The organism is Polyangium sorediatum, assembly GCF_029946465.1.
GTDB lineage: Bacteria > Myxococcota_A > Polyangia > Polyangiales > Polyangiaceae > Polyangium > Polyangium fumosum.
In genome coordinates this window covers 386,419-410,217 of the sequence record NZ_JARZHI010000001.1, presented here as the reverse complement: position 1 = coordinate 410,217, position 23,799 = coordinate 386,419, and the positions used below count along the sequence as shown (strand labels likewise).

The following is a 23,799-nucleotide window of genomic DNA, read 5'->3' as shown; positions in this document are numbered from 1 at the left end:
AAGGCGCCCCGGGGTCCGGATCTATCGACGGGTCCGATAGGCGTCGAGCTCGGCCTTGCGCTCCCGGCCGACCGCGTCGAGCTTCTCCTGCCAGACCTTTTTGTAGGGTCGGAGCGTCTGCGCGAGCTCGCGGGCGATGACCAGGTTGCGGTACCATTTCGAGTCCGCGGGCACGATCGTCCACGGGGCGCGCTTCGTCGAGGTGCGCGAGATGGCGTCCTCGTAGGCATCGGTGTACTCGCCCCATTTCTCGCGCTCTTTCCAGTCGCCGGGGTTCAGCTTCCAGGCGGTGCGCGGGTCCTGCTCTCGCTCGACGAGGCGCTTCTTCTGCTCGTCCTTGCTGATGTGCAGGAAAAACTTCAGCACGATCGTGCCGTGCTCGCAGAGCAGCTCCTCGAAATCGCGGATGTGGCCGAATCGCTCGCCCCAGATGTCGCGAGGGACGAGGTCGTGGACGCGCACGACGAGCACGTCTTCGTAATGGGAGCGGTTGAAGATCGAGAACTCGCCCTTGCGGGGCGTGTGGCGGTGAATGCGCCAGAGGAAATCGTGCTCGCGCTCCTCCTCGGTGGGCACGCCGAACGAGGTGACGTGCACGCCGCGCGGATTGAGCAGGCCCACGACGTGCTTGATCGCGCCGTCCTTGCCCGCGGTGTCGCGGCCCTGAAGAACGACGAGCACCGAATGCGTGCGCGCGCCCCACAGGAGATCCTGGAGCTCGAACAGCTCCTCGCCGAGCTCCTCGAGCTCCCGCGCCGCCGCCTCGCGCGTCAACCCGCCGGGCGGCGACTCGCTGATCGCGCCGAGATTCACTTTCTCCCCGGTCTTGTCGAACGTGACGACGCCCACGCGCACTCTCCTTTCGAGGTCCCTTGGCCACGAGGCCCGCCCCGCGAGCCGAGCAAACGCAAAGATTCGCCGCACGTCAAGCTTTATTCGTGTATCGTCGGAACTCGCATGGTCAGCGCGAGCGGGACGGATCCGGCGGCACAAGTAGAGACGAAAGCTCCGCTGCTCGAACGCCTCGGGGTGCGTTATTTTCGCCGGCTCTCGGCGTCCTTGCCGCGCGTCGCTTCGGCCGACGCGGTGAGCGTGCTGAACGCCGAGGAGCGACGCCACCTCTCGGTCGTGGTGCGCGGCGCCGTGATCCGCGCGAGCGTCGCGGGCGCGGTGAGCGCGGCGCTCGCGGCCGGCGCGGAGGTGCTCGCGGATCGGCTCTTCGGGGCCGATCACGCGAGTTTCGATGTGGCCGCGCGATACTGGGCGCTCGTCGGCGGCGTGACGATCGTCGCGGCGGTGGCGGAGATCTTGTATCTTTATTGGGATTCGCTCCGCGCCGTGCATCAGCTCTCCCGCGCCGCGGGGCTCGATCCTTTCGCGACCGAGACGAGCGGCGATGGGGCGGCCGTGGCGGCGGCGCTCGCGCGCGCCGCGCTCGAATTGCCGAACCCGACGGAGCGCGTGTTCGGGGTCGATCCGCGGCGCGAGGCATCGAAATTCAAATTGGCGATCGCGTCGCTGCTCTACAAGGTGAAGGTGAGCGTCACCAATTTCGCGGTGAAGGTGCTCGTCCGTCGCCTGGCCGGCCGCGCGCTCGTGCGCACGTGGCTGCCTTTCGTCGCGGTGCCCGGCACGGCCGCGTGGAACGGGATCGTTTGCTGGGTCGTGCTGCGCGAGGCGAAGATCCGGGTGATGGGCCCCTCGGCCGCGCGTGAGCTCGTGGGCGCGATCTTCGATCAGGGAATCACGCTTTCGGCCGAGGGGCGCCTCGCGCTCGTGCGCGCCGTGGCGAGCTCGATCGTGCGCACGGAGGACTTGCACCCCAATCTGCACGCGGTGCTCGTCGAGGTCCTGCGGCGCGTGGACGATCCGTTGCCGGACGGGATCGACGATTCGCGGGTGTTCCTCGACATCCTTGCGCGCCTGCCGTCCGCGGAGCAACGAATGGCGCTGCAGGTCCTGCTCTCGGCGGCGATCATCGACGGCCGCTTCACGAGCGCCGAGACGCGGCTGCTCCACGAGGCGCAAGCCGCCTGCGGGCGGACCCCGGACGTGCGGCCGGCGGAGCGGCTGCGGCGCGCATTCGTGGCCGGCACCGGTTCGCTCGACGAGCTGATTCGCACGCTCGTCTGAACGGTCACGCGAGCGTCAGCGAATTCAGCGCGGCGCCGGCAGCTTGCCGGTGACGACCCCGAGATCCACGAACGCGCGGTCGGTCATGACCACGAACGGCCGCTCTTCAAGCCGGATCTCTCCATTTCCGTCGTGCTCGACGATCTGGAGTTTTCCCATGCCGTAGCCCATCGGGCCCTTCGAGTAATAATGGGCCTGAAGGCGATACGGGTAGGCCGCGGCGCGGCCTTCGATGGCGAAACACTCGGGGCCATACCCCGTGGTGACGTCGGCGAAGAGCTCGCCGCCTGAGCGGAGCTTTCGGTGGCTGTAATAGGCGTGTCCGCGGCGACTGTCGCGAATATGGAAATCGACGTCGTTCGCGTCCGTCTCCCACGTGAGGACAAACCGGAGCGAGGGGCGCTTGGCGAGGGGGACGCCGATCTCGCGCAACGTCTTCTCCACCTCGGCGCGGCGCTCGGGTTTGGCGCGGAGGAGCGCTGCGGCGAGGATGCCGACGTCGTCGGCGAGGACGCGGCGCACGCCGGCGAAACGGCCGCTCGGATAACGACGCGCGAACGCCGCGGTGATGACCTCGAACGCCTCGGCGAACTTTCCGGCGCGGGCGAGCGCATACGCGAGGAGCCGGTGCCCAGAGGGATGATCGGGGCGCGACGCGACGGCCTTTTCGTAGGTATCGACGACGAGGAAAGAGACGCCGTCGGCGCGATTGCCAATGCGCTCGAGCCGCGCGCCGGCAAACCTGCGGAGGTCGGCGCGGGACGGGAAGAGGTCGATGATCGAGCCGTAGGCGCGCGCGGCCTGGGGGAGGTCGCCGAGCCCTTCGAACGATTCGCCAAGCGCGACGAGCGCGAGCGCGTCGCCCGGCTCGGCCGTGCGCCACGCGGAGGCCAGGGAGAGCGCTTCGGCGTGTTTCTTCGCCTGGATCAGGCTCATGACGTCGGCGAATTTGCCCTCGTAGGGCAGGACGCCGGAGTCACCCTCGTCCTCGTCGTCCTCGAATTCGCTCGGCGGCCGGGGCGGCGGCGGCGGCGGCCTACGGTTCGGCGGCGGTCGCCAGGAAGTGCTCGGCGCGTCGTCGAAAGGATTGAGGATCGACTCGGCCTCGCTGCTGCGGGGGCGTGATGCGCCCGAGGCCGCGGTCGCGGCCGGTGCTGCCTTTGCGGCTGCGCGAGGCGTGCTCGCGGGGCGCGGGGACGGGGGCGGCTCGGCATCGGCGGGCTCGGTTTTGGCCTCGCGCGCGAGCTCTTCCCGGGAAAGGGTCTCCGATTGCGGAGGAGGAGGCGGCGCCGCTGCCTCGGCCGCCGGGGCCGCCGCGGCTTGCGCGGCCGGGGCGCCGGTATCCTTCTTTTTGCTTTCTTTGTTTTCGCTCTCGTTTTTTTCCTGGGCGACCTTCGGGGGCTCGTCCGAGCCCGCGGCGACGGCCACGGGGCCACCTTTGCGGCTTTGCAGCTCGACGCCCGAACGGCCGACCACGAGGATGTCCGCGAGCGCGGTCCGGTCGATGCCGAACCGAGCGTAATCGTTCTCGGTCTCCAGGACGAGCAGCGCCGTGAGGTCGGAGAGCACCCGGAAGCGCGTCGAGAGCGAGACAATCTCGCGCCCGATCGCCGCGCGCCGGCCCTCGTCCGGGGCCGTCTCCCTTTCGAGGGAGAGGCGCTCGATTCTTGCCTGCGTCGCCGCGCGTTCGAGCAGCGGGCGCTCGGCAAACTCCGTCGCGACCTTCGTCCGCGCCGTGCCGGAAGGCCCCTGCACCTCGACCTCGAAGGGCGCGCTCGGCGGGATCTCCGCATACACGAGCGCCTCGTCGCCGGGCTGCACGGCGTCGAGTTTTTCCGGGTACACCCATTTCGCGCCGGGGACGCGCACCTTGAGGCCCGAGACGGTGGCGCGGCCGAGGCGATCGGCGAGCGCGCGCGGGCTCTCCGCCGCGTCGAGGACCACGCCGTCCTGCGGGAATGAGCCCGTCGTGAGCCGGCGCAGGAGCGCCTCGTCGCGAATGCCGCCGGCCACGATGGCGTCGAGCCTGCGAATGCCTGCGTCCCGGAGTTTGCCGAGCTCGGCCGTGATCTCGCCGGGCGTCGTGGGCCCGGCCGTGGGAATGCCGTCCGTGAGGAGCAAGGCGCGCGTGAAGCGGCCGCCCTGCTTTTTTGCATACCCCGCCGCGCTCTCCAGCGCGAGCCCGAGGTCGGAGGCGCCGAGCGCCTTGCGCTGCAGGATCGTCTCGATCTCCTTGCGGCCAAACCCCTTTTTGGGCCCCATGTACACGGGTTCGAGCCCCTGATCGAAGCACGCGACGGCGATCGGCATGTCACTGCCCGCCTCGTCCGGCAGCGCCGCGAGCAAGGCCGCGAGCCGCTCGGCCTGGGTGGAGAGGTCGAGCGCGCGCGAGGCGCTCGTGTCGAGCAGGACGAGCAGATCCCGGACCGGCTCGGGGCGATTCTCCGCGAGGGGCGTGACCCGCGCGACCGCAAGCTCCTCATGGCGCAGGCCGACGGCCGACGCTCCGCCCGCGCCGAGCGGGAGCACGAAATCACGGTCCGGCGCGAAATCGGCCTGCTTGAAGGCGTGCATGCGGCGCACGGGCTCGCCCTTGTCCCCGCGGCGGCGCTCGATGACGCGCATGTCGAATTTGCTGATGCGCGGCAAGCCCCGAAGATAGGCGCGGTAAGGATCGCCGCGCGAGGCGAGCGACTGCGAATAGGAGACGATGAGCTCTTTTTCGCCCGAGGCAGGAATGGGGAAAACCCGAGCCTGGAAGCGATTTCCGGCCTGCTTTTCGAGCAGCGCCGGGTCGGCCCTGCGGTGGAGGAAATCCTCGTACGCGACCCGCGCCGCCTGGAGCTCGACGACCTCGCCCTCTTTCCAGCCGTCCGCGTTTTTCATGGCGAACCGGCTGATCGTGGCCCCGGGCGGCAGGACGAGCTCGAAGCGGCCCTCGATGGTGCGATCCTCGGGGTTCTTGAAGGTGAAATGGAGCTCGGTGAAGGCGAGCGGATCCTCGACGGCCGCCGCGACCTCGAGCGCGGTGATCACGAGGCCGACGCCGTCGGGCGAGGTGAGCGAGACGGGCGCCCCGCTGCGATCGCCCCCGGCGATCTCCAGGGTCTGCGTCGGCTGCTCCTCCCAGCGCACGGGGACGATCGGGAGGTCGCCCGCGGGGCCCCCATTCTTGTCGCCCGCGCCGCCGAACTCCGCGGACTGCGGGCCCGTGACGACCGTGGGTCCCGGGCCGCAGCTCGCGAGGGCCTGAGCGAGGACAAGGAGGGCGAGGCGGGAGAGGCGGCGGCGCAGGCGCATACGGTCGAGAGTACGCCGACCGCCGGGCGCCGCGAAAGGTGATCAGCTCGCCTTGACCGCAATTTGCCGAGGCTTCTGGGAAGACACCTTCGGCAGGCGGACCTTGAGGACGCCTTGGGCCACCTCGGCCGTGATCCCGTCGGCCACGATGCCTTGCGGGACCAGGAAGGTCCTCGAAAAATCCCCCGGGCGGCCCTCGACGGCGAGGGCGTTGCCCTCCGGCGCGCTCGCTCGCTTGCCCGCAATCGTGAGCTCGTTCTTGTCGAGGCGGACCGCGATGTCGCCGGGGCCGACGCCGGGCAGGTCGGCGACGATCAAGAGCTCGGTCTTGTTCTCGAAGATATCGACCGCGGGCGCCACGCCGCGCCGCGTCTCCGGCGCCTCGGTCTGATGGTCCCGCTCGTCACGGCTGGTCTGCGCGTTCATGGCTGCTCTCTCCTTTTCCTTCCAGAATCGATTTCACGACGCCGATTTCACAGAGATCTTCCGGGGCTGCGCCTCGGGCGACTTCGCCAGCGTGAGCGTGAGGACGCCGTCCTTCAGCACCGCGCTCGCCTTCTCCGTGTCGACCTTGCAAGGCAAGGACACGCTGCGCGAGAACTTCACCGGGGCGCGCTCCCTCTTGTGGAGCGCATAACCCTCCGGGATGTCGGCCTTGCGCTCGCCCGAGAGCGTGAGCACGTCCTGATCGATCTCCAGCTTGATGTCCGATTCTTTCATTCCGGGAACATCCGCCGCGATCACCAGCGCTTCGCCCTTGTCGTACACCGAGAGGCGCGGCCACGTCGCGACCGTGCGCGACGAAAGCCCGGCCTCGAAGGGCTCGAAGAAGAAGGTCGATCGCGGCCAGGCGCCCCCGCGCGGCTCGTACTCGTCGAAGAGCCGGTCCATTCTCCGGCGCAGCTCATCCATCGCAGCAAAGGTCCTGTTCACGTCACCGAATCGCATCAACATGGTCGCCTCCGTATGCCCTCGCAGGGCGTGGCTCTGCCCCCACGGGCCCCGAGGCGCCGCCGGCAGGGCAAACCATGCCCCGACCGCGAACGCGCGCTCGGTCCCGTCTCGTGCACGCATCCCCAAGCGCGGAGAACCGTTCTCGATTCTCTTCCGCCACCCGGGCTCCGACGACCTGCAATCTCTACATGGGTCGGCCGCTGTCAAGAGCCGCCCCCGCAACCCACCCCCACCCCACCCGCCACGGGCCCGCCCCCGCCCCGTCCCCCGCGGCGCGACCGTATGAACACGAAACAAAGATTGACATCGGCGTCGAACCTTGTACAAAGAGTGTACAGCTTCAACGGGACGCGTGTTACGCGGAGGATTCGGCGATGAGCTCCAAGGGAAAAGCTTCGAAGTTCGTCTCGGCGGCCGCGCTCGTGGCCGCGCTCGTGCCCGGGGTCTCCCTCGCGCTGCCCAAGGAAGGCGCCGAAGCCCCGAATGCGCGGGTGGAGGACGCCGACGGACGCGCGCTGCAGATGAGCTCTCTCAAGGGCAAGCCGATCCTCATCGTATACGAAGACAAGGACTCCGCAGCGCAAAACCAGCCGCTCAAGGACGACCTGTCGAAGCTCGCCCAGGGCGACAAGTACAAGCAACAGATCGCGCTCGCCGCGGTCGCGGACGTGAGCGGCTACGACTGGTGGCCCGCGAAAGGCTTCGTGAAGGACGCGATCCGCGAGGAGTCGAAAAAGCAGAAGACCACGATTTACTGCGACTGGGACGGCTCGTTCGGAAAGGCCTACGGCATTCGCAAGGGCGTGAGCAACGTGATCCTCGTCGGCAAAGACGGGCGCGTGCTGTTCGCCGGATCGGGCGCGCTCGGCACAGCCGATCGGAAAAAGCTCATCGAGCTGCTCGGCGCGCAGGTCGAAGGCTGACGCGCTCGACGCGTCAATCCTTGCTGCCCCGCGACGGGCGCCTCCGCTTCTGCGCCGCCAGGACACGCTCGATCGTCTGCCGCGCGCCCGCGAGGTCGCGGCCGACGTAAATGCCGCCGCGATCCTCGATCCACGCGCGCATGGCCTCCGAGCCGTCGCCGCCGATGAGCCACGCAGCGCCGCGGCAAGCATCGGCATAGGCGTCGACGAGCTCGCGCGCGCGCGGCGCGGGCGGGGCGATGGTGACGCTGAGGCCCACGAGGTCGGGCGCGAGCGAATCGACGACACGCGAGATCGCCGCCGGCGGCGTGCGCGCCCCGAGCATGAGCGTGCGGAACCCCCACGAAGTAAAGCGCAAGCCGACGCCGTAGAGGCCGAGGACGTGGTCTTCGTCGGCGAAACAAGCGAGCGCGACGCGGCGCGTGGCGTCCGCCGGCTGCGCGAGGCGCAAGAGGTGGATGAGGGTGCCGCCGAGCACGTTGGAGGCAAAGTGCTCCTGCGCGACGGTGATCATGCCCGCGTGCCAGAGGTCGCCGATCTCGCGGAGCGCAGGGCCGATCGTCCGTTCGAAGATCGCCACGGCGGGGCCGAGGGTGAGCGTCTTCGAGACTTCTTCTTCGAGCGCGTCGGGGTCGAAGCGGCGCGTGGCCTCGACGATCCGATCCTTCGCGGCGGTGAACGGGTCGGTATCGAGGGGCGCGGCGCCGGGCGGAGGCGCACTGGGCGCGGCGACGATCGCGGGCTCGCTGAGCAGGAGGCGCGCGGATTCGGCCGGCGCCATGCCCGCCTTCACGAGGTCGCGCATCTTGACGATGAGCGCGACGTCCTCCTCGCTGTAAAGCCGGTAGGCGGAGGGCGTTCGCGACGGCGCAGGGACGCCGTAACGACGCTCCCAGGCGCGCAGCGTCGCAGAGCTCACGCCTGTCAGTTCCGAGACGGTGCGGATTCGGTAGAGGCTCAACGGATCGCTCTCCACGGTCGCCCCGACCGATCGTCAGGACCGACCAAGAGAAACCTTTGTCAAACTTGATACAGACCTTATATTGTCCGCATGCAAGGTTCAACCCCCAAGCCTCACGCGGTCGTCATCGGCAGCGGTTTTGGCGGTCTGGCCGCAGCGGTCCGCCTGGGCGCGCGTGGCTACCGGGTGACGGTGCTGGAGAAGCTCGATGCTCCGGGCGGACGAGCCTATGTCCACCGGATCAACGGCTTTACCTTCGACGCGGGGCCGACGGTCATCACGGCGCCCTTTTTGCTCGAAGAGTTATGGACGCTCGCGGGCCGGCGCATGAGCGACGACATCGACATGCGGCCGGTCACCCCCTTCTACCGCATCCGGTTCCACGACGGCGCCTTGTTCGACTACACGGGGGACGCTGCGGCGATGCGCAAGGAGGTCGCCGCGCTCGCGCCGGGGGACGTGGAGGGCTACGAGCGGTTCCTCCGCACGAGCGAGGAGATCTTCCGCGTGGGCTTCGAGGAGCTCGCGCACGTGCCGTTCGGCTCGTGGTGGGACATGGCGAAGATCGTCCCCGACATGGTGAAGCTCGAGAGTTATCGCTCGGTCTACAACCTCGTCGCCAAGCACGTGAAGGACGACCGGCTGCGGCAGGTGATGAGCTTCCACCCGCTGCTCGTCGGGGGAAACCCGTTCTCGACGACCTCGATCTACACGCTGATCGCATTCCTCGAGCGCAAGTGGGGCGTGCATTTCCCGATGGGCGGGACGGGCGCGCTCGTGAAAGGGCTCGTGCGCCTCATCGAGGGCCAGGGCGGCGAGGTCCGCTGCAACGCGGAGGTGCGACGCATCCTGCTCGACGGGCGAAGGGCGCGCGGCGTGGAGCTCGCGAGCGGCGAGCGCATCGAGGCCGAGGTGGTGGTTTCGAACGCGGATTCGGCCTGGACCTATCGCCACCTCATCGACGACAACGTCCGCAAACGCTGGACGAACGAACGTTTGGAGAAGCAACGATATTCGATGGGGCTCTTCGTCTGGTACTTCGGGACGAAGCGAACCTACGAGCACGTCGCGCATCACACGATCTGCCTCGGTCCGCGCTACGAGGGGCTCCTGGACGACATCTTCCAGCGGCACGTGCTGGCGGATGATTTCAGCCTTTATCTGCACCGGCCGACGGCGACGGATCCGTCGCTCGCGCCCGAGGGCTGCGACACGTTTTACGTGCTCTCGCCCGTGCCGAACCTGGCGAGCGGGACGAACTGGGAGAAAGAAGCGGAGCCCTATCGGAAGAAGGTCGAGCGGTACCTCGCGACGACGCTGATGCCCGGGCTCGAAAAGGAGATCGTGGCCTCGCGGGTGACACATCCGCAGGAGTTCCAGGACCGGCTGCTCTCGTTCCGCGGCGCGGCCTTCGGAATGGAGCCGGTGCTCACGCAAAGCGCGTTCTTCCGGCCGCACAACGAGAGCGAGGACGTGGAGCGGCTCTACATCGTGGGCGCAGGGACCCATCCAGGCGCGGGTCTGCCAGGCGTGCTCTCGTCGGCGCGGGTGCTCGACAGGCTGGTGCCCGATGCGTCCTCGCTCCATTGAACCCTCCATGACCCTCGGCGCGCCGCTCCTCCCGTTGCCTGCCGAGCGCACGGCCACGGCCGACGATCTCGCCGCGTGTCGGGAGCTCTTGCGAAAAGGATCGAAGAGCTTCTTCGCCGCGTCGCTTCTCCTGCCGAAGCGGGTGCGCGTGCCGATGCTGCCGGTCTACGCGTTCTGCCGCGTGGCCGACGACGTGGTCGATCAGGCGAGCGAGCCCGGCGCGGTGGAGGCGCTGCAAGCGCGGCTCGCCGCGGCCTATGAGGGAAACCCCCACGATTCGCCGGTCGATCGGGCGTTTTCGGACGTGGCGCGCGCGCACGACCTGCCGCGCGCCGTGATGGAAGCGCTCATCGAGGGGTTTGCCTGGGACGCCGCGGGGCGGCGGTACGAGACGCTCTCCGATTTGCACGCGTACTGCGCGCGTGTGGCCTCGACGGTCGGCGTGATCATGAGCGTGCTCATGGGCGTGCGGGACCCGAAGGCGCTCGCGCGCGCGTGTGACCTCGGCGTCGCCATGCAGCTCACGAACATCGCGCGCGACGTGGGCGAGGACGCGCGAAACGGGCGCGTGTACCTGCCCCTCGCATGGCTGGAGGAGGCCGGGATCGACGTGGAACCATGGGTCGCGCGGCCCGTGTTCACGGCGGCGCTCGGCGGCGTGGTGGAGCGGCTCTTGCGCCACGCGTCGGGGCTCTACGCGCGCGCGGACCTCGGGATCCCGATGCTGCCGCGCGACTGCCGGGCCTCGATCCGCGCGGCGAGCTTGATCTACGCCGACATCGGGCGCGTGGTCTTTGGCGCGGGCTTCGACTCCGTGACGAGCCGCGCGTACGTGCCGCTCGGCCGCAAGCTCTGGCTGCTCCTGCGCGCGCTCGCCGCGCCCACGCCGCGGGTGCCGCTCCCGCACGTCGCCCGCGATGCGCAGGTCGGGCCGCCGGCGCTGCCCGAGGTGCAGTTCCTCGTCGACGCGTGCGCGCGCTCGAACCGCAGGGGGCGATGATCCCTGCACGCAAGGTGTCCTGGTTCAACACGTGGTTCTCGGGCCACGCGCGCTCGCGGATCCAGGCGACGTTCGGCGAGGTGCGCGCGCAGGGGCTCGATCGGGCGCGGGCGCTCGCGAAGGAGGCGCCGCTGCTCGTCGTCTCGAACCACACGTCGTGGTGGGATCCGCTCGTCGCGATGCACGTCTCGACGCACCTGCTCGGCACGGACGGCTACGCGATGATGGACGCGAAAAACCTCCGGCGCCTGCCTTTTTTCTCGCTCGTCGGCGCGTTTGGCGTGGACCTCGACAAACCCGCGGACGGCGCGCTCGGGATGCGCCACGCGGCGCGTCTGCTCGATACGCCGGGCAAGCTCGTGTGGGTGTATCCGCAAGGGCAGGAGCGGCCGGTCACGGAGCGGCCGCTCGGGTTTCGGCCGGGATCGGCGGAGATCGCGCGGGTCTCGCGCAAGGCGCGCACGCTGCCGGTGGGGCTCCGGTACGAGTTTGGCGGGACGGAGCGGCCGACGTTGTGGCTCTCGTTCGGCGAGCCCCTGCCGGCCGAGCGGGACACGGCGAAGGGCCGCGCGGCGCAGGAAGAGGCCGTGGAGGCGGAGCTTCTCCGGATCGAGCGCGCTCTTCGTGGCGAGGGCGCGGCGGGCTTCGAGGTGGTGTTTCGCGCGGCGCCCTCGCGCGTGGGCGGCGTGCTCGAAGTGATGCTCGCCGCGATGACGCGGCCGTGGGTGATGCGGGCGCCGAAGGCCGCGCCGCCGCTCAGCGCCGGGGACGCGCGTCGGAAGGCGACCTCATCGCGGCCTTGATCGCCTCGCGCAGGTTGCTCCGCACGGTCGTCTTCGTGAGGTCGGCCCCGAGCGCGACGAGCGTCTGCGCCACGGCGGGGCGAACGCCCGTGATGATGCTTTGCGCCCCAAGGAGCGACGTCGCGCGGATGATGCGCAGGAGGTGATCGGCGGTCGCGTCGTCGACGGTCTCGACGCCGGTGAGGTCGAGGATCACCTGCGCCGCGCCGAGCGAGACCACGGTCTGGAGGAGGCGCTCGGTGATGTCCGCGGCGCGCGCCTCGTCGAGCTGACCCACGACGGGGAGCGCGAGCACGCCGTCCCAGACCTGGATGATCGGCGCGGACATGGAGTGGATCGTCGAGCGCTGCTGCTCGATGATCGCGAGTTTTTCCTGGAGCTCGAGCTCGCGCCGCTTCTTGTCGTGGATGTCCTGGAAGGCGCCGAAGATCCGCACGACCTCGCCGTCCTCCACCTGCGCGTGGCCGGCCGCGCGCACCCAGAGCCTGCGCTTGTGGTAGGTGAGCAGCTCGAGTTCGAGGTCGAATGGCTCGCCCTCCCCCACGCACCGCTCGACCGCCTTCGAGATCGCCGGGACCCACTCAGGCGCGTAGAAGTTGATCGCACTCTCGAGCTCCGGCGCGAAGCCGGGCGGCGTCTCGTGGATGCGGTAGGTCTCCTCGGTCCAGAAGAGCTGGTTCGAGCGGCAATCGAGCTCCCAGCCGCCGACCTTCGCGAGCGCCTGCGTCTGCTGCAGGAGGATGACGGTGCGCCGGATCGTGTCGTCGCTCAGGGTGCTCGGGTCGACGTCACGACCAATGGAGTCCTCGCGGCGCGCGTGCTGGGCAGGCTGGTTCATGGGTCCTCAAACGATTTGAAGGCGCAACGACCACCAACCCCCCGACCGACGCTCGATCGATACCACGAACCTTCCTCGTCGGGGCAGCGCTCGACGACGCAACCTACGCGGGAAATGCGCCAACTTTTGGACGATCCTCTCGGGTCGTCGTCGATACCAAGATCCCCAGGAGGGCCGACCTCACGGTTTCAGGGCGGAGGGCTGACGCAAAAGGCCGGCACGGTCGACGACGAGGACACGATCCCGCCACAGGACCGTACGCGATCGTAGGGCACGCGTGAACGCGAAGGCGAGCACGACGTCGGCGAGGACGGCATCCCGCAACGCAGAGGCGAGGCCCACCGGGCGCCCCGCAGCGCGCGCGGCGGCGAGCGCGATGACGAGGCGCGCGAGCAGCGCGAGCAGCGCGGCGCCGAGCGCGACCTGCGGGACGACGAAGGCAAACGCGACCGCGAGCAGGACGATGGGCCAGGTGGCGAAGAAGAGCGCGGGGTAGCTCCACAAGAGGAGCGGGCGCTGCACGCGGATCACCGTGAGCCACCGAGAGAAGCGGGCGATCACGGCCTCCCACGATCGTCCCTCGGCGAGCGAGCGCGCCACGATCGGCACGGCCACGACCGAGCCACCCTTCGCGCGGACGCGCCGCGCGATCTCCATGTCCTCGCCGAGGTAGTGGACGAGCGAGCCAAAGCCGCCGATCGCGGCGAGCGCGCTCGCGCGGATGGCGAAGAGCTTGCCGACGAGGCCACGCGGATCGAGGCGCGCGAGGAGCGGGAAGGCGTGGAGCGAGGCGCCGAGGACAGCCGCGGAGGCGTGATCACCGAGCGTCCGCGGATGCGCATGCTCGGCCGGCGGCGCCCACGCGACCCACGCAGGCGATGGCCCGACGAGCGGCGCGACGAGGGCATCGAGGTCGACCCCATCGAGATCGACGTCGCTGTCGGTGACGATCAGAACGTCGGCGCCCTCGGCTACGGCCGCGAGCTGCGCGGCCTTGCGGTTCGGTCCGCCGCCACCGGTGAAGACGATCTCGGCCTCGATCCCAGCGCGCGCGAGCGCCTCGGCCGCCATGCGCGCCGCGGGCAAGGCGAGGTCGGAGGCCTCCTCGATGGCGAAGCGGCACCGGACGTCGAAGGAGCGCTTCGCGCGGGCGAGCGAGGCGAGCGTACGCTCGAGCGAGGGTTCGCTGCCCGCGCAAGGGCGCACGACGAGGACCGTGGGGTTTTCCTTCCGGACGTCCGCCTCCGCGCCTCTCCGGAGGGCGGCGCGCGGGGCGAAGGTCGCGCGCCGGACGGCTTCGAGCGAGGTCGAGGCGACCGCGAAGGACCACCCGAAGAGCAGGAAACCGAGGAGACTCGGGACGTCCGTCGTCATGGCGAGACGCGTCGCATCCGATACGGCAGCATGAACTGCACCACCCGGGTGCGGAACCGATCGAGCGAGAGCGCCTCGTGCACGCCGTGCGCGTGTTCGCCGAGGTAACGGCCGGAGAGCTGCGAGCGCGCGTAAAACGGCGTGTCTTCGAGCGTGCGCACGACCCGCGGGGACGTGCCCGGATCGACCCGCACGGGGCGCTCCATGCCCCACAGCGTGCGCGGCGCGCGCGCGAGGGCGAGCGGTTCGAGCGGCTCGGACCGTCCGTCGGCGCCGAAGCTGTGCTGGATGAGATCACGGGTTCCATCACGACGAACCGAGTCGTACGTCACGACCGTGCGGCGCTGCGTGGTGGCGCGGCTCCAGTTCCAGCCGGTGAAGCTGTCTTCGAGTGGCTCGCTGCCGAAATTCGAGTCGACGTACGCCATGCCCGTCCAGCGCGTGCCCTCGGGGCGACGAATGTCGACTTCGGCGCGGGCGATCGGCGCGATCGGCGCCCAGCGGTGACGGCCGTGCGTGTCGAGGACGAACGACTCGTGGGCGATCGCGAGCGGATGGATCCGCACCGTGCCCGAGACGCGGCCCGGCAGCGGCGCGGTCTCCTCCTCGAACCGGACGACGAGCGTATCGTCCTGCCACTCCATCGAGCTCGTGCCGATGACGAGCGCCGTGCCATACCGGCGCACGTCGGTCCCGCCGCGCTCGGTGAACGACCACGCATCACGCGCGGGCCCATACAGCGCGACGTTCATCGAGCAATGGGCGAGCGGGTCGGCAGGGCCGCGCTTGCGTGCGGCCGCATAAAACGGCGAAAAGACGCTCCCGACGAGGCCGATGATGGTGATGCCGCTGCGGCCGTCGTCGCTGAGCGCGTCTAGATACCACCACGCATAACCGTTTCGCGGGACCGGCTCGTCGAACCGAGGTCCTCGATCACGGCTTTCGCGCACAGACGCCCGCTCAGCGCCGCCATCGGCACGCCCGCCCCCGGATGCGCGGCTCCACCCGTCAGGTAGAGCCCCGGGATCTTCGTGCGCGACGCCGCCCGGACGAACGGGGACTTCCACCCGTGCGACGCCGGGCCGTACAGGGCCCCCCCCGTCGCTGGGAACATGCGATCGAACTCGCTCGGTGTCGTCACGACGGGCGGCGCGGCAAACGGCGGTAAGACGAGACCCGCCCGTTCGAGGAGCGAGAACGCTGCTGTTTCGCATGGCTTGATCTCCGAAGTGGTAAGGGCGCGCTGATCCCCGCGGGCCGGCGCATTGACGAGGCAGAGGAACCGCTCGGGGCCCGGAGGCGCTTGATCCCCGTCGTCGCGATCCTGGGCGCAGACGTACACCGTGGGCTCTCGGGGCAAGACGCCACGATCGAAGAGGTCGCGGAACTCCTCGTGATAATCCTTCGAGAAAAAGACGTTGTGGCGCGTGAGCGGATAACCGCCCCGCGCCTCGGCCACGAACGCCCAGGTGACGGCCGAGAGCGAGCGCTCCGCGGGGGCCGGGATTGCGCGCCTCCCGGACGCGCCGAGCATTCCCTGGAAGAGCGCCGCGGGGTCGCCATTGTGGACGACGAGGTCTGCCTGCAGCCGCTCGCCCGAGGCGAGGCGCACGCCCGCGGCCCGGTTGCCTTCCACGACGAGCTCCGTGACGTGCTCGCCGCAGCGAATCGTGACCCCGAGGCGCTCGGCCACCCGCGCGAGCGCCTCGGCGACGCGGTACATGCCGCCCTCGACGAGGTAGACGCCGTCGCGCTCGACGTGGGCGATCACGTTGAGCGTCGCCGGCGCGAGGAACGGCGAGGAGCCGCAATACGTGGCGTATCGGCCGAAGAGCTGGCGCAAACGTGCGTCTTGGAAAAACTCGCCGAGGGCCTTCCAGAGGGTCCGGTGTCCGTCGATGGAGAGCATTCCCTGGAGGCCGAGCGAGCCGACCGCGACCATCGCCGAGCTGAGGCTCGGGCGCTCCGAACACAGAAACGGCTTCTGCACGGTCTCGTAAATGCGCTGGGTATACGCGCAGAACCGCCGGTATCCCTCGCCCTCGGCGCGGCCGGCGAACGTCGATACGGCCTCGACGGAGCGGTCGAGATCGGCGTACAAATCGAGCGTGGGCCCCTCTCCCCAGGCGTGTCGCGCCAGGACCTCCGCCCGCCGAAGGGTGAGCTCGGCGTCGAGCGAGGCTCCCGCCGAAGAAAACACCTCTTCGAGGACCCAGCGCATGGTCATGACCGTAGGACCGGCATCGATCGCCCGTCCGCCCACGTCGACCTGCCGCATCTTGCCGCCGACCCTGGGCGCACGTTCGAGGACCACGACTTCGATCCCCCGACGAGCCAGCTCCAGCGCCGACACCAGGCCGCCCACGCCGGCGCCGATCACCACCGCACGGCTCGTCCTGTTCGCCATGAGCCCGTTCCTACAACAACCTTGGACATCTGTCTAGAGTTTGTTCATCATGGACCACCAAACCCTTGACAAGGGTTCCACATCCATGGACGATACCCCTCGCATGGACGTCTCCAGTCGCGTCGAGCGCGCTCTGCGCGCAGCCCTCGATCCGATGTGCGCCCCGGGCGCCCCGCCCCGCCTCGCGGCCGCCGTCTATCACTCCGTGTTTCCGGCCGGCGCTCGCATCCGGCCGCAGCTCTGCCTGCGCGTCGCCATGGCCTGCGGGGAAGACGTGCCGGGGCTCGCCGACGGGGTCGCCGCGGCCGTCGAGCTCATGCATTGCGCGTCGCTGGTCCACGACGACCTGCCCTGCTTCGACGCCGCCCTGACCCGACGCGGGCAACCTTCGACACACCGTGCCTTCGGAGAGCCGCTCGCCGTGCTCGCCGGCGACCAGCTCCTCACGCTCGCGTTCGAGGTCCTGGCCCGCGCGTCGGTCGCGGCGCCGCTGCGGCTCGGCAAACTCGTGACCACGGTCGGCCGCGGCGTGGGCATGCCGTACGGGATCATCGCGGGCCAGGGCTGGGAGAGCGAGCCGAGCATCCCGGCGACGCTCTATCGAAGGGCCAAGACGGGCGCGCTCTTCGAGGCTGCCGCCGTGGGTGGCGCGGTCGCGGCCGGCGCCGATGCGGAGGAGGCGGAGGCGTGGCGCGGGTTCGGGCAGCGGATCGGCGAGGCCTACCAGATCGCCGACGACATGCTCGACGTGCTCAGCAACGCGGCGAGCGCAGGCAAACCCGTGGGCCGCGACGCGGCGCTCGGGCGGCCGAACGCGGCGTCCGACCTCGGGCTCGGCGCCTCGACGCACCTCTTCGAACAGCTCGTCGACGCCGCGATCCTGTCGATCCCGGACTGCCCCGGCCGCGAGGATCTCGCGCGCTGGGCCACGCAGGTGGTCGAGCGCATCCGCCGCCGTGCCCACGTGGCCGTGTCGCAAGGCGCGCAGGCCGAACAACCCGAGGTTTGAAGCGGCCTCAAGGGTGATGGAGAATCTGCGTCTTCCGTAGATTGCGAGGCGTCGTTTCGCCGGGAGGTGGGGCATCGGCGGAGACCCACCAGACGTCGAGCGCGACGATCCGCTCGGAGGCGGCGAGCCCTTCGCGACGGTGCCAGTCGAGGAGCCACCGCGCGAGCGCGTCGCGGTAGCGCGCGAAGGGCTCGCGCCGCACGTGATAAAAGTATTCGCACCGGAGCTGGCTCATCGCGCCCGGGCCGCGCAAGAGCACGTCGAAATCGGGGGGCGCGCCGGTAAGCGGGTCGATGTGCCGACCGGATTCGGTGCGCGCATCCACGACGAAGGTCCCGTCGTGGCGCGGCGCCTCGGGGGCGAATTGGTTCCATCCTTGGATCAGGCGCAGGTAACGGACCGGCGTGGGAAAAGGCGGAGACACGCGCAGCCACGTCGGCACGACGGCATTGTCCTGGGTGATCTGCGCGCCGATCGTGACCAGCACGAGCAGCACGGCCATCTCGCGAAGCGCGCGTCCCCAGCGATGAACGTGCTCGAAAAAGGGCGAACGAATCGGCGGCGGGAGGCTCGGCGCCACGCTCGTTCGGGCGAGCCTCGCGAAAAAGGGGGCGCGCCGGAGCAGCACGTCGACGGCCGCCGGCGGCAAGAGCAGCAGGTTGAAGCCGATCATCGCCCAGGAAAAGACGCCCACCGAAAAGAGCAACGCGATGCCGAGGTGCAGCGCCGTCGTGAGCACGAAGTGGAGCGTCCGCGTGGCGCCTGTCCGCAGCGGCGATAACACGAGCAACGGCGCGCTCCACTCGATCACGAGCGTGAACCACGACAGAGCCGGCGACAGCCACGCGGGTTCGTGAAGCCGAAGCACGCCCGCAGCCGACGTGGTGAGCCGGTGTTGCCAGAGGACATCGTGCACCGCCTCGCCCGCGCGCCACGTCGCTCCGCTCTTCTGGACGGCGTTGAGCAGGTAAATCGCGGCGATCTGGAGCGCGAGGGCGAGCACGGCGAGCGAGGTGAAGGCCGTTTCGCCTTCGGGCTCGCCGCGCCGCGCCTTTCGCCAGGCGTCGACGGAGTACCGATCGCCGAGCGGGAGAAACGTCGTCCACACGAGCAGCGCCGCCATCGCCGCGTTGCCCGAGTTCTCCAGGAACAGGTTGCGCGCGCCGAGGCTCGTCCAGACGAGGAGCGCGAGGATCTGCGCGAGCTTCGTGTGAAAGCCCGCGACGAGCGCGAGGTAGACACACGCGAACAGGACGAATGCGAAGGACACCTCGCCCGGCGAGGTGAAGGCGTGCAGCAGCGAGAAGTTCGGGGATGCGAGCGGCGCGAACAGCGACAGGTGGGAAGGCAAGACGCCTTCGTCGCTGTAGAAAAGCGCGAGCTCGGGCAACCTGCGGCCGAGATCCCCGAGCAGGACCACGCCGAGGTAGATCCGAAACAGACCCAGCAGGCGCCGATCGATCGAGAGGTACGACGCCCGGAGGGATCCGGGTTCGGTCATCGAATCACTTGCTGCCGGAGCCGCCGTCGCCGCCGGATCCACCTTCGCCGCCGGTGCCGCCGGTGCCGCCTTCCCCGCCGACGCCGCCCACGCCGCCCATGCCGCCGCCGCCCACGCCGCCCATGCCGCCGCCGCCCACGCCGGGACCGGTCGTCCAACCCGGGCCGCCGCCGTACGAGCCCCCCACGCTGGGAGAGCCGCCCATGCCGCCGCCACCCCAACCGGGGCCGCCGCCGTACGCGCCACCGTAGCTGCCCACGTCACTCGTGCCGCCGTCTTTGTCGTCGCTGCCACACGCGGCCGCGGCGAGCGTGCTGCCGAACGCGAAGATCATCGCGCGGGTCAGGCGCCCCGTGGGGAGCGTGCGCGCGCGCGACGCCATGTCCTCGGGGACGGTTTGTCCGCAGAACGGGCACGTGGCCTCGGATATGCGGATGTGACGGTTGCAAGAAGGGCAAGGCGCGAAGGAAGCTTTCATTCCTTACAGGTCTCCGGACTCGTGGTTCGTGTCAAGGCACAACCGGGGCGAGGCCGTAGCGTCGCCGCGCGTCGTCGAGCTCGTGCGCGGGCCAGTCCTCCTCGATCAGCTCGAAACGCCCGTGATCGAAGGGTTTACCCGACGCCGCCTCCGCAGGCACGAGCCGCTCGCGTCGCCCCTCGCGCAAAAGCTCGAGGGAGCGGTGATGGCAAAACGGGTTGTTGCCGCGTCGCCCGAAGAGCACGTGCGCCGTCCAGCTACACCCGGCCTTGCAGGCGTCGGCGTAGTAGCAATCGCGGCAATGGCCCCACAACTCGTCCACGGTGCGATCACGCGTGAAGCGCAGCGCATCGGTCTGCTCCCAGACCTCTCGCAACGATCGCTCCCGGATGTTGCCGCCCACGTACGCTTGCGACGGCAAAGACGGGCAACCCTTGAGATCGCCGTTGGCCTCGACGCCGAGCAACGTGCGGCCCGCGCCACACGAGCCGTTGTATCCCATGGGGAACGAGCCCCGCAGCACATGCTCGTACGGGCCGAAGTAGCCGATGTTGTTGGCGGGCCAGATGCGCAGCCCGTGCCGATCACCGCGCTCTTTCAAGGCCGCGAGCATCGGCATCACCTCCAGCATCTGCCACGGTTCGAGCAACACCTCGGGCTGGTCGGCGGCGCGCCCCATGGCGACCGTGATCTGCACCTGCCACGTGTCGACGCCCGCCGCGATCAACCCCTCGAACACCGCAGGAACCTCGGCGAGGTTGAGGCGGCCGATCTGCGTGTTGGCGTTGACGACGAGCCCCGCCTCCTTCGTGTTCCGGAGCGCCTCCATCGCGCTCGCGTGGCTGCCCTTCACGCCGCGCAACATGTCGTGGGTCGCGGCGAGCCCGTCGATCGACACCGAGACGCTACGCACGCCCGCGGCCTTCGCGCGCCGCGCGCGTTCGGCGGAGAAACCTCGACCTCCCGTGGTGATCGTGCAGATCATCCCAGCGTCGACGATCGCCCTCGCGATGACGTCCCAGTCGTCACGCAGGTATGCCTCGCCGCCGATCAGCGTGATTTCGGTGACCTCGAGGTCCCGCATCTGCCGCACGAGGTCGAGCGCCTCCTCGGTGGAGAGCTCCTCGGGTCGCGCTCGTCCCGCGCGTGATCCGCAATGATGACAGGCGAGATCGCAGCGCAGCGTGATCTCCCAGATCACGTAAATCGGCCGCCACGCCTGGTCGACGCCACGTGAAGGACCCGCGAGCGGCAGATGACGCCGCGGCGGATCGGCCAGCGGCGCCACGGGGAGCGAGCGATTGCGGACGAGGACCGTTCGCGGCGTGAGGAGAGGTGTGGGCACCGGCGGCTCGAAGCCGTCGGCTTCCCGGAGAGGGTTCAAGGAAGGATCAGAAGCCGAAGACACACGAAGAGTCTACGCCACGGAGGAAGCCCCCGCGATTGGCAACTTCCGAGGCGCATGCCCACGGGACGCCGGAATTCGCAGCACGAACACGCTGCCGCGGCCGTCTTCCAGGATGGGGCTCTTCACCTCGATGCTGCCGCCGTGACTCTCGGCGATGTGCTTGACGAGCGCGAGCCCGATGCCGCTGCCGCGGATGCGCTGCTCGCCCGCCCGCCGCCCACGCACGAAACGCTCGAAGATGCGCTCCTGCTCGTCGGGATCGATCCCGGGGCCCCGATCACTCACGCGCACGACGACCGCGTCGTCCTCCGAGGCGACCTCGACGTCGACCCGGCCGCCGTCCTTCGCGTACTTGAAGGCGTTGTCGAGCAGGTTGATGATCGCAAGCTCCATGGCGCGGGCGTCGAGCATCGCCTCGGGCATGCCCTCGGCGCTCACGAGGTGCACGACGATGCCGTCCCGCTCGGCGCGGTAGCGATAGACGTCGACGGCGCGGCTGACGACGTCCTCCAGCTTGCCGGGCGCGAACTCGTACGCGGCCTTTCCGCGCTCGACCTTGGCGAAATCGAGGACGTTCTCGATCAGCGCCGTGAGCCGCTCGCTCTCGCTCACGATGATCTGGAGGTACTGCCGGCGCTTGTCCTCGCTGGCCACGCGATCGGCGAGGAGGATCTCGCCGAACATGCGGACGAGCGCGAGCGGCGTCTTGAGCTCGTGCGAGACGTTCGCCACGAAGTCGCTCTTCAGCGCGGCGAGCCTGCGCTCCTTCATCGACGCAAAGATGATGATCGTCACACCGACGAGCACCACGATCGCCGCGAAGCCGACCATACCGAGCTCCACCAGGCGCTGCCGCTCGACCTTGTCGCCGAGGTCGTCGGCGCTGGTCAGCGCGATCTGGAGGCGCCAGTTGTAGAGCGTCGTCGGGAAGGGGCGACCGACGGTGAACTCGCCGCCTTTGATGGGCGGGCCGAAGACGATGCGGCCCTCCTCGTCGATGACGTTCATGCGGCTGTTGCCGCGATCGATGTCGCGGTAGAGCCGCGGGAAGACGTCGTGCACGAGGCGCGGCACGTCGTGCCAGGCGACGACGAGGTAACGCCGGCCCGCGTAGGTGCGCTGCCAGTAGCTGATCAGGATGCTCTGCTGATCGATGATCTGGTGCAGGTGGCGCAGCTCCTCCGTGTCGCCGTCGAAGTTCAGGCTGGAGAAGAGCCGGCCGAGGAGGAGCCTGCGAAACGCGTCATCCTCGCGGCCCGGCGCGCGCGAGGCGAACGCGAGCACGTCGCGCGACTCGTGGCTCAGATCGAGCACCAGGATCGCGCGCACCGTCGGCGTCTCGCGGGAGGCCGTGGGCAACCAGCGGCGCGCGATCGTGTTGAGGTTCGCGATGTCGACGTGCGCCGCGACGACGTTGTCCTGCGCGATGATGAGCTTGTCGAGCCGGTCGACGCGCTCGTCGGCGAGCGTGAGCGTGGCGTCGAAGACGGTCTGCTGGCGCGCCTTCTCGATCTGGAGCGTGGTGCGCAGCGCGATGCCGCCGAGCACGAGGACGGCGAAGACGATCGAGGGGACGATCGCGAAGTAGAGCAGCCGCTCGCGCAGCCGACGACGCTGCATGGACGGTCTCGCCGCGCGCCTAGCGCGCCGCCGCCTTGTTCGCCGTGGCCCGGATCTTCTCCGGATCGAGCACGACGCCCTGGATGGTGAGGAACTCCGCGAGCTCCTTGCCGACGTAGGTGAGCGCGTTGCCCTCGGCCGCGGCGTATCGACCGCCGCCCGTGGGGTTCACGATCTCGATGAGGCCGAGCGTCTTGCCGCCGCCGAGCGCGGGCGCGCAGGCGATGCTCTTCGGATCGATGCCGAAGGCCTTCCAGCGCGCGTCCACGGCGCGTGGATCGCGCTGCGCGTCGGTGATGACGAGGGCCTTCTTGTTGGCGATGGCCGCCTGCGCGAGGCCCGTGCGATCGGGCATGCGGGCGAGGAGCCTGTCGTGCTTGCCGCCTTGCTGGCGCACGAGGACGAGCTCGCGTTTCTCGGCGTCGTGGAACCAGACGAGGATGAGCTCGCTCGGGAGCTGCTCCCGGAGGATCGAGATCACGAAGTCGGCGCCTTCGAGCGCGTCGCTCAGGAAGTGCAGATCCGTCGAGGCGCCCTCGAGCTCTTTCATCAGCTCTTCGGCGGAGCGAACACGCGCCTTCGGCGGCGTGGACTTCGTGGTCGTCGTGGCCGCGGCCTTGATCGCGGGGCTCGACCCGGCCGCCGCGCGCGGAGGCGGCGCCGAGGGCGAACGCGCAGGCGGCGTCGAGACGGACCGCTGCGCAGGCGGCGGCGACGAAGGCGAACGCGCAGGCGGCGTCGAGACGGCGCGCTGCGCAGGCGGCGGCGTCGAGACGGCGCGTTGCGCGGGCGGCGGCGTCGAAGCGGGACGCGGCGCGGCGGCGGCCACGGACTTGCTCGGCTGCGGCGCCGGCGGACGCACCTCCGGCTCGCCGCGCCAGTCCTTCCACATCAGCGTGACGAGCGGCGCGCGCGCGGGTTTCCCCTCGTAGGCGTGATCGAACACCGCGAGGTTCACGAGCACGCCGCGCTCGCCGTCGAGCGCCTTCTTCACGGCCTCGAACCGATCCAGCACGACCCGCCGCGCCACCTCGACCGCCGTCCCCTCGGGCACGACGTACACGTGCTCGCGGTACGTCAGCGGCGAGCTCTCCGTGGCGGCTACCTCGCGGCTCGAAAGCACGCGGGGGTTCGGCAGCGGCGTGGCCGCGGGCGCGGGCGTCGCGCGGGGCGGGGTTGCGACGCGCGGGGGGGCGGTGACGGCCGGCCGGCCCTTCGGCGGCTCGGCGGCGGCTTGCCCGCCGGGGGAGAGCTCGGCCGTATCGGGCGCTTTGCGCACCACGTAGCGGAGCTTCTTTACCGGATCGACGGCCTTGTAGCCGTCGTCGAGAAGCTCGATCGAGAAGTTGCCGAACGACCCGTCGTCCCCGCGCATCGCGCGGGCCTTCTGGAGCGCGGGCTGCCACTGCGGGGCCTCCACGGTGAGCTTTGCCGGAGGTTCGGCGGAGGGCCCGGCCGACGAGATTTCCACGAACCAGCGCATCGGTCGTCCATTCGGCG

General features: G+C 69.8%; 20 protein-coding genes. 6 read left to right on the top strand and 14 right to left on the bottom strand.

Translation table 11 applies throughout. The annotated features are described in order from the left end of the window. Positions 1-21 precede the first annotated feature (21 nt). The gene (locus QHF89_RS01710) at positions 22-849 is read right to left on the bottom strand and encodes a PPK2 family polyphosphate kinase (RefSeq protein ID WP_136965321.1); all 828 of its coding nucleotides are present in this window, start codon (positions 847-849) and stop codon (positions 22-24) included. Positions 850-957: 108 nt separating this feature from the next. Here QHF89_RS01710 and QHF89_RS01705 point away from each other — a divergent pair, with 108 nt between their 5' ends. Continuing rightward, complete coding sequence (locus QHF89_RS01705; protein WP_136965320.1) at positions 958-2,133, top strand: LBF_2804 family protein; 1,176 nt, start codon at positions 958-960, stop codon at positions 2,131-2,133. Between the two features lie 24 nt (positions 2,134-2,157). Here QHF89_RS01705 and QHF89_RS01700 read toward each other — a convergent pair whose 3' ends face one another. From QHF89_RS01700 to QHF89_RS01690, 3 genes are read right to left on the bottom strand one after another with little or no spacing between them, the layout of a single operon-like run. Then, a complete protein-coding gene (locus QHF89_RS01700; RefSeq protein ID WP_136965319.1) occupies positions 2,158-5,433 on the bottom strand; it encodes a VIT domain-containing protein in 3,276 nt (1,091 codons plus the stop codon). A gap of 42 nt (positions 5,434-5,475) precedes the next feature. Then, positions 5,476-5,859 (bottom strand): Hsp20/alpha crystallin family protein, encoded by a 384-nt coding sequence (locus QHF89_RS01695; protein WP_136965318.1) that lies wholly within the window; start codon positions 5,857-5,859, stop codon positions 5,476-5,478. A gap of 33 nt (positions 5,860-5,892) precedes the next feature. Then, on the bottom strand, positions 5,893-6,387 hold the full coding sequence (locus QHF89_RS01690; protein WP_136965317.1) for an Hsp20/alpha crystallin family protein: 495 nt from the start codon (positions 6,385-6,387) through the stop codon (positions 5,893-5,895). 374 nt (positions 6,388-6,761) lie between these two features. Here QHF89_RS01690 and QHF89_RS01685 point away from each other — a divergent pair, with 374 nt between their 5' ends. Further along, positions 6,762-7,310: a YtfJ family protein gene (locus QHF89_RS01685; RefSeq protein ID WP_136927494.1), complete on the top strand. Its 549-nt coding sequence runs from the start codon at positions 6,762-6,764 to the stop codon at positions 7,308-7,310. A gap of 13 nt (positions 7,311-7,323) precedes the next feature. Here the strand turns inward: QHF89_RS01685 and QHF89_RS01680 are convergent, their stop codons facing one another. Then, entirely contained in the window at positions 7,324-8,271 is a 948-nt protein-coding gene (locus QHF89_RS01680) for a MerR family transcriptional regulator (RefSeq protein ID WP_136965316.1), read from the bottom strand. 90 nt (positions 8,272-8,361) lie between these two features. Here QHF89_RS01680 and QHF89_RS01675 point away from each other — a divergent pair, with 90 nt between their 5' ends. The 3 genes from QHF89_RS01675 to QHF89_RS01665 are packed head-to-tail and all read left to right on the top strand — an operon-like array spanning position 8,362 to position 11,664. Further along, positions 8,362-9,861, top strand: a complete 1,500-nt coding sequence (locus QHF89_RS01675; RefSeq protein ID WP_136965315.1) for a phytoene desaturase — start codon at positions 8,362-8,364, stop codon at positions 9,859-9,861. A gap of 7 nt (positions 9,862-9,868) precedes the next feature. Then, a complete protein-coding gene (locus QHF89_RS01670; protein ID WP_136965314.1) occupies positions 9,869-10,861 on the top strand; it encodes a phytoene/squalene synthase family protein in 993 nt (330 codons plus the stop codon). Continuing rightward, on the top strand, positions 10,858-11,664 hold the full coding sequence (locus QHF89_RS01665) for a lysophospholipid acyltransferase family protein (protein WP_136965313.1): 807 nt from the start codon (positions 10,858-10,860) through the stop codon (positions 11,662-11,664). Before QHF89_RS01670 ends, QHF89_RS01665 begins: the two co-directional genes overlap by 4 nt. Here the strand turns inward: QHF89_RS01665 and QHF89_RS01660 are convergent. From QHF89_RS01660 to crtD, 4 genes are all read right to left on the bottom strand, one after another. Then, on the bottom strand, positions 11,618-12,502 hold the full coding sequence (locus tag QHF89_RS01660; protein ID WP_136965312.1) for an STAS domain-containing protein: 885 nt from the start codon (positions 12,500-12,502) through the stop codon (positions 11,618-11,620). The genes QHF89_RS01665 and QHF89_RS01660 overlap by 47 nt on opposite strands. A gap of 180 nt (positions 12,503-12,682) precedes the next feature. Continuing rightward, on the bottom strand, positions 12,683-13,876 hold the full coding sequence (locus QHF89_RS01655; protein ID WP_136965311.1) for a glycosyltransferase: 1,194 nt from the start codon (positions 13,874-13,876) through the stop codon (positions 12,683-12,685). Further along, positions 13,873-14,826, bottom strand: a complete 954-nt coding sequence (locus tag QHF89_RS01650; protein WP_284719905.1) for a carotenoid 1,2-hydratase — start codon at positions 14,824-14,826, stop codon at positions 13,873-13,875. The genes QHF89_RS01655 and QHF89_RS01650 overlap by 4 nt, the downstream gene beginning before the upstream one ends. Next, positions 14,751-16,283: a 1-hydroxycarotenoid 3,4-desaturase CrtD gene (gene crtD, locus QHF89_RS01645; protein ID WP_136965310.1), complete on the bottom strand. Its 1,533-nt coding sequence runs from the start codon at positions 16,281-16,283 to the stop codon at positions 14,751-14,753. The genes QHF89_RS01650 and crtD overlap by 76 nt, the downstream gene beginning before the upstream one ends. Positions 16,284-16,386: 103 nt before the next feature. Between crtD and QHF89_RS01640 the strand changes: the two genes are divergently transcribed. After that, positions 16,387-17,292, top strand: a complete 906-nt coding sequence (locus QHF89_RS01640; RefSeq protein ID WP_136965309.1) for a polyprenyl synthetase family protein — start codon at positions 16,387-16,389, stop codon at positions 17,290-17,292. Between the two features lie 7 nt (positions 17,293-17,299). Here the strand turns inward: QHF89_RS01640 and QHF89_RS01635 are convergent, their stop codons facing one another. From QHF89_RS01635 to QHF89_RS01615, 5 genes are read right to left on the bottom strand one after another with little or no spacing between them, the layout of a single operon-like run. Beyond that, positions 17,300-18,793: an HTTM domain-containing protein gene (locus QHF89_RS01635; RefSeq protein WP_136965308.1), complete on the bottom strand. Its 1,494-nt coding sequence runs from the start codon at positions 18,791-18,793 to the stop codon at positions 17,300-17,302. 4 nt (positions 18,794-18,797) lie between these two features. Continuing rightward, positions 18,798-19,271 carry a hypothetical protein gene (locus QHF89_RS01630; RefSeq protein ID WP_284719904.1) on the bottom strand — a complete coding sequence of 158 codons (474 nt, stop codon included), beginning with the start codon at positions 19,269-19,271 and terminating at the stop codon, positions 18,798-18,800. Between the two features lie 31 nt (positions 19,272-19,302). After that, entirely contained in the window at positions 19,303-20,655 is a 1,353-nt protein-coding gene (locus tag QHF89_RS01625; protein WP_284719903.1) for a radical SAM/SPASM domain-containing protein, read from the bottom strand. 33 nt (positions 20,656-20,688) lie between these two features. Beyond that, positions 20,689-22,299, bottom strand: coding sequence for a sensor histidine kinase (locus QHF89_RS01620; RefSeq protein ID WP_136965306.1), 1,611 nt, complete (start codon positions 22,297-22,299; stop codon positions 20,689-20,691). 19 nt (positions 22,300-22,318) lie between these two features. Then, the gene (locus tag QHF89_RS01615) at positions 22,319-23,782 is read right to left on the bottom strand and encodes a GAF domain-containing protein (RefSeq protein ID WP_136965305.1); all 1,464 of its coding nucleotides are present in this window, start codon (positions 23,780-23,782) and stop codon (positions 22,319-22,321) included. Between the last annotated feature and the right edge of the window lie 17 nt (positions 23,783-23,799).

What these genes read in the sequence shown, in the direction of transcription:
- QHF89_RS01705 (WP_136965320.1), top strand. Translation starts at nt 958, where the DNA reads ATGGTCAGCGCGAGCGGGACGGATCCGGCGGCACAAGTAGAGACGAAA.
- QHF89_RS01700 (WP_136965319.1), bottom strand. Translation starts at nt 5,433, where the DNA reads ATGCGCCTGCGCCGCCGCCTCTCCCGCCTCGCCCTCCTTGTCCTCGCT.
- QHF89_RS01695 (WP_136965318.1), bottom strand. Translation starts at nt 5,859, where the DNA reads ATGAACGCGCAGACCAGCCGTGACGAGCGGGACCATCAGACCGAGGCG.
- QHF89_RS01690 (WP_136965317.1), bottom strand. Translation starts at nt 6,387, where the DNA reads ATGTTGATGCGATTCGGTGACGTGAACAGGACCTTTGCTGCGATGGAT.
- QHF89_RS01685 (WP_136927494.1), top strand. Translation starts at nt 6,762, where the DNA reads ATGAGCTCCAAGGGAAAAGCTTCGAAGTTCGTCTCGGCGGCCGCGCTC.
- QHF89_RS01675 (WP_136965315.1), top strand. Translation starts at nt 8,362, where the DNA reads ATGCAAGGTTCAACCCCCAAGCCTCACGCGGTCGTCATCGGCAGCGGT.
- QHF89_RS01670 (WP_136965314.1), top strand. Translation starts at nt 9,869, where the DNA reads ATGACCCTCGGCGCGCCGCTCCTCCCGTTGCCTGCCGAGCGCACGGCC.
- QHF89_RS01665 (WP_136965313.1), top strand. Translation starts at nt 10,858, where the DNA reads ATGATCCCTGCACGCAAGGTGTCCTGGTTCAACACGTGGTTCTCGGGC.
- QHF89_RS01660 (WP_136965312.1), bottom strand. Translation starts at nt 12,502, where the DNA reads ATGAACCAGCCTGCCCAGCACGCGCGCCGCGAGGACTCCATTGGTCGT.
- QHF89_RS01655 (WP_136965311.1), bottom strand. Translation starts at nt 13,876, where the DNA reads ATGACGACGGACGTCCCGAGTCTCCTCGGTTTCCTGCTCTTCGGGTGG.
- crtD (WP_136965310.1), bottom strand. Translation starts at nt 16,283, where the DNA reads ATGGCGAACAGGACGAGCCGTGCGGTGGTGATCGGCGCCGGCGTGGGC.
- QHF89_RS01640 (WP_136965309.1), top strand. Translation starts at nt 16,387, where the DNA reads ATGGACGTCTCCAGTCGCGTCGAGCGCGCTCTGCGCGCAGCCCTCGAT.
- QHF89_RS01635 (WP_136965308.1), bottom strand. Translation starts at nt 18,793, where the DNA reads ATGACCGAACCCGGATCCCTCCGGGCGTCGTACCTCTCGATCGATCGG.
- QHF89_RS01630 (WP_284719904.1), bottom strand. Translation starts at nt 19,271, where the DNA reads ATGAAAGCTTCCTTCGCGCCTTGCCCTTCTTGCAACCGTCACATCCGC.
- QHF89_RS01620 (WP_136965306.1), bottom strand. Translation starts at nt 22,299, where the DNA reads ATGCAGCGTCGTCGGCTGCGCGAGCGGCTGCTCTACTTCGCGATCGTC.
- QHF89_RS01615 (WP_136965305.1), bottom strand. Translation starts at nt 23,782, where the DNA reads ATGCGCTGGTTCGTGGAAATCTCGTCGGCCGGGCCCTCCGCCGAACCT.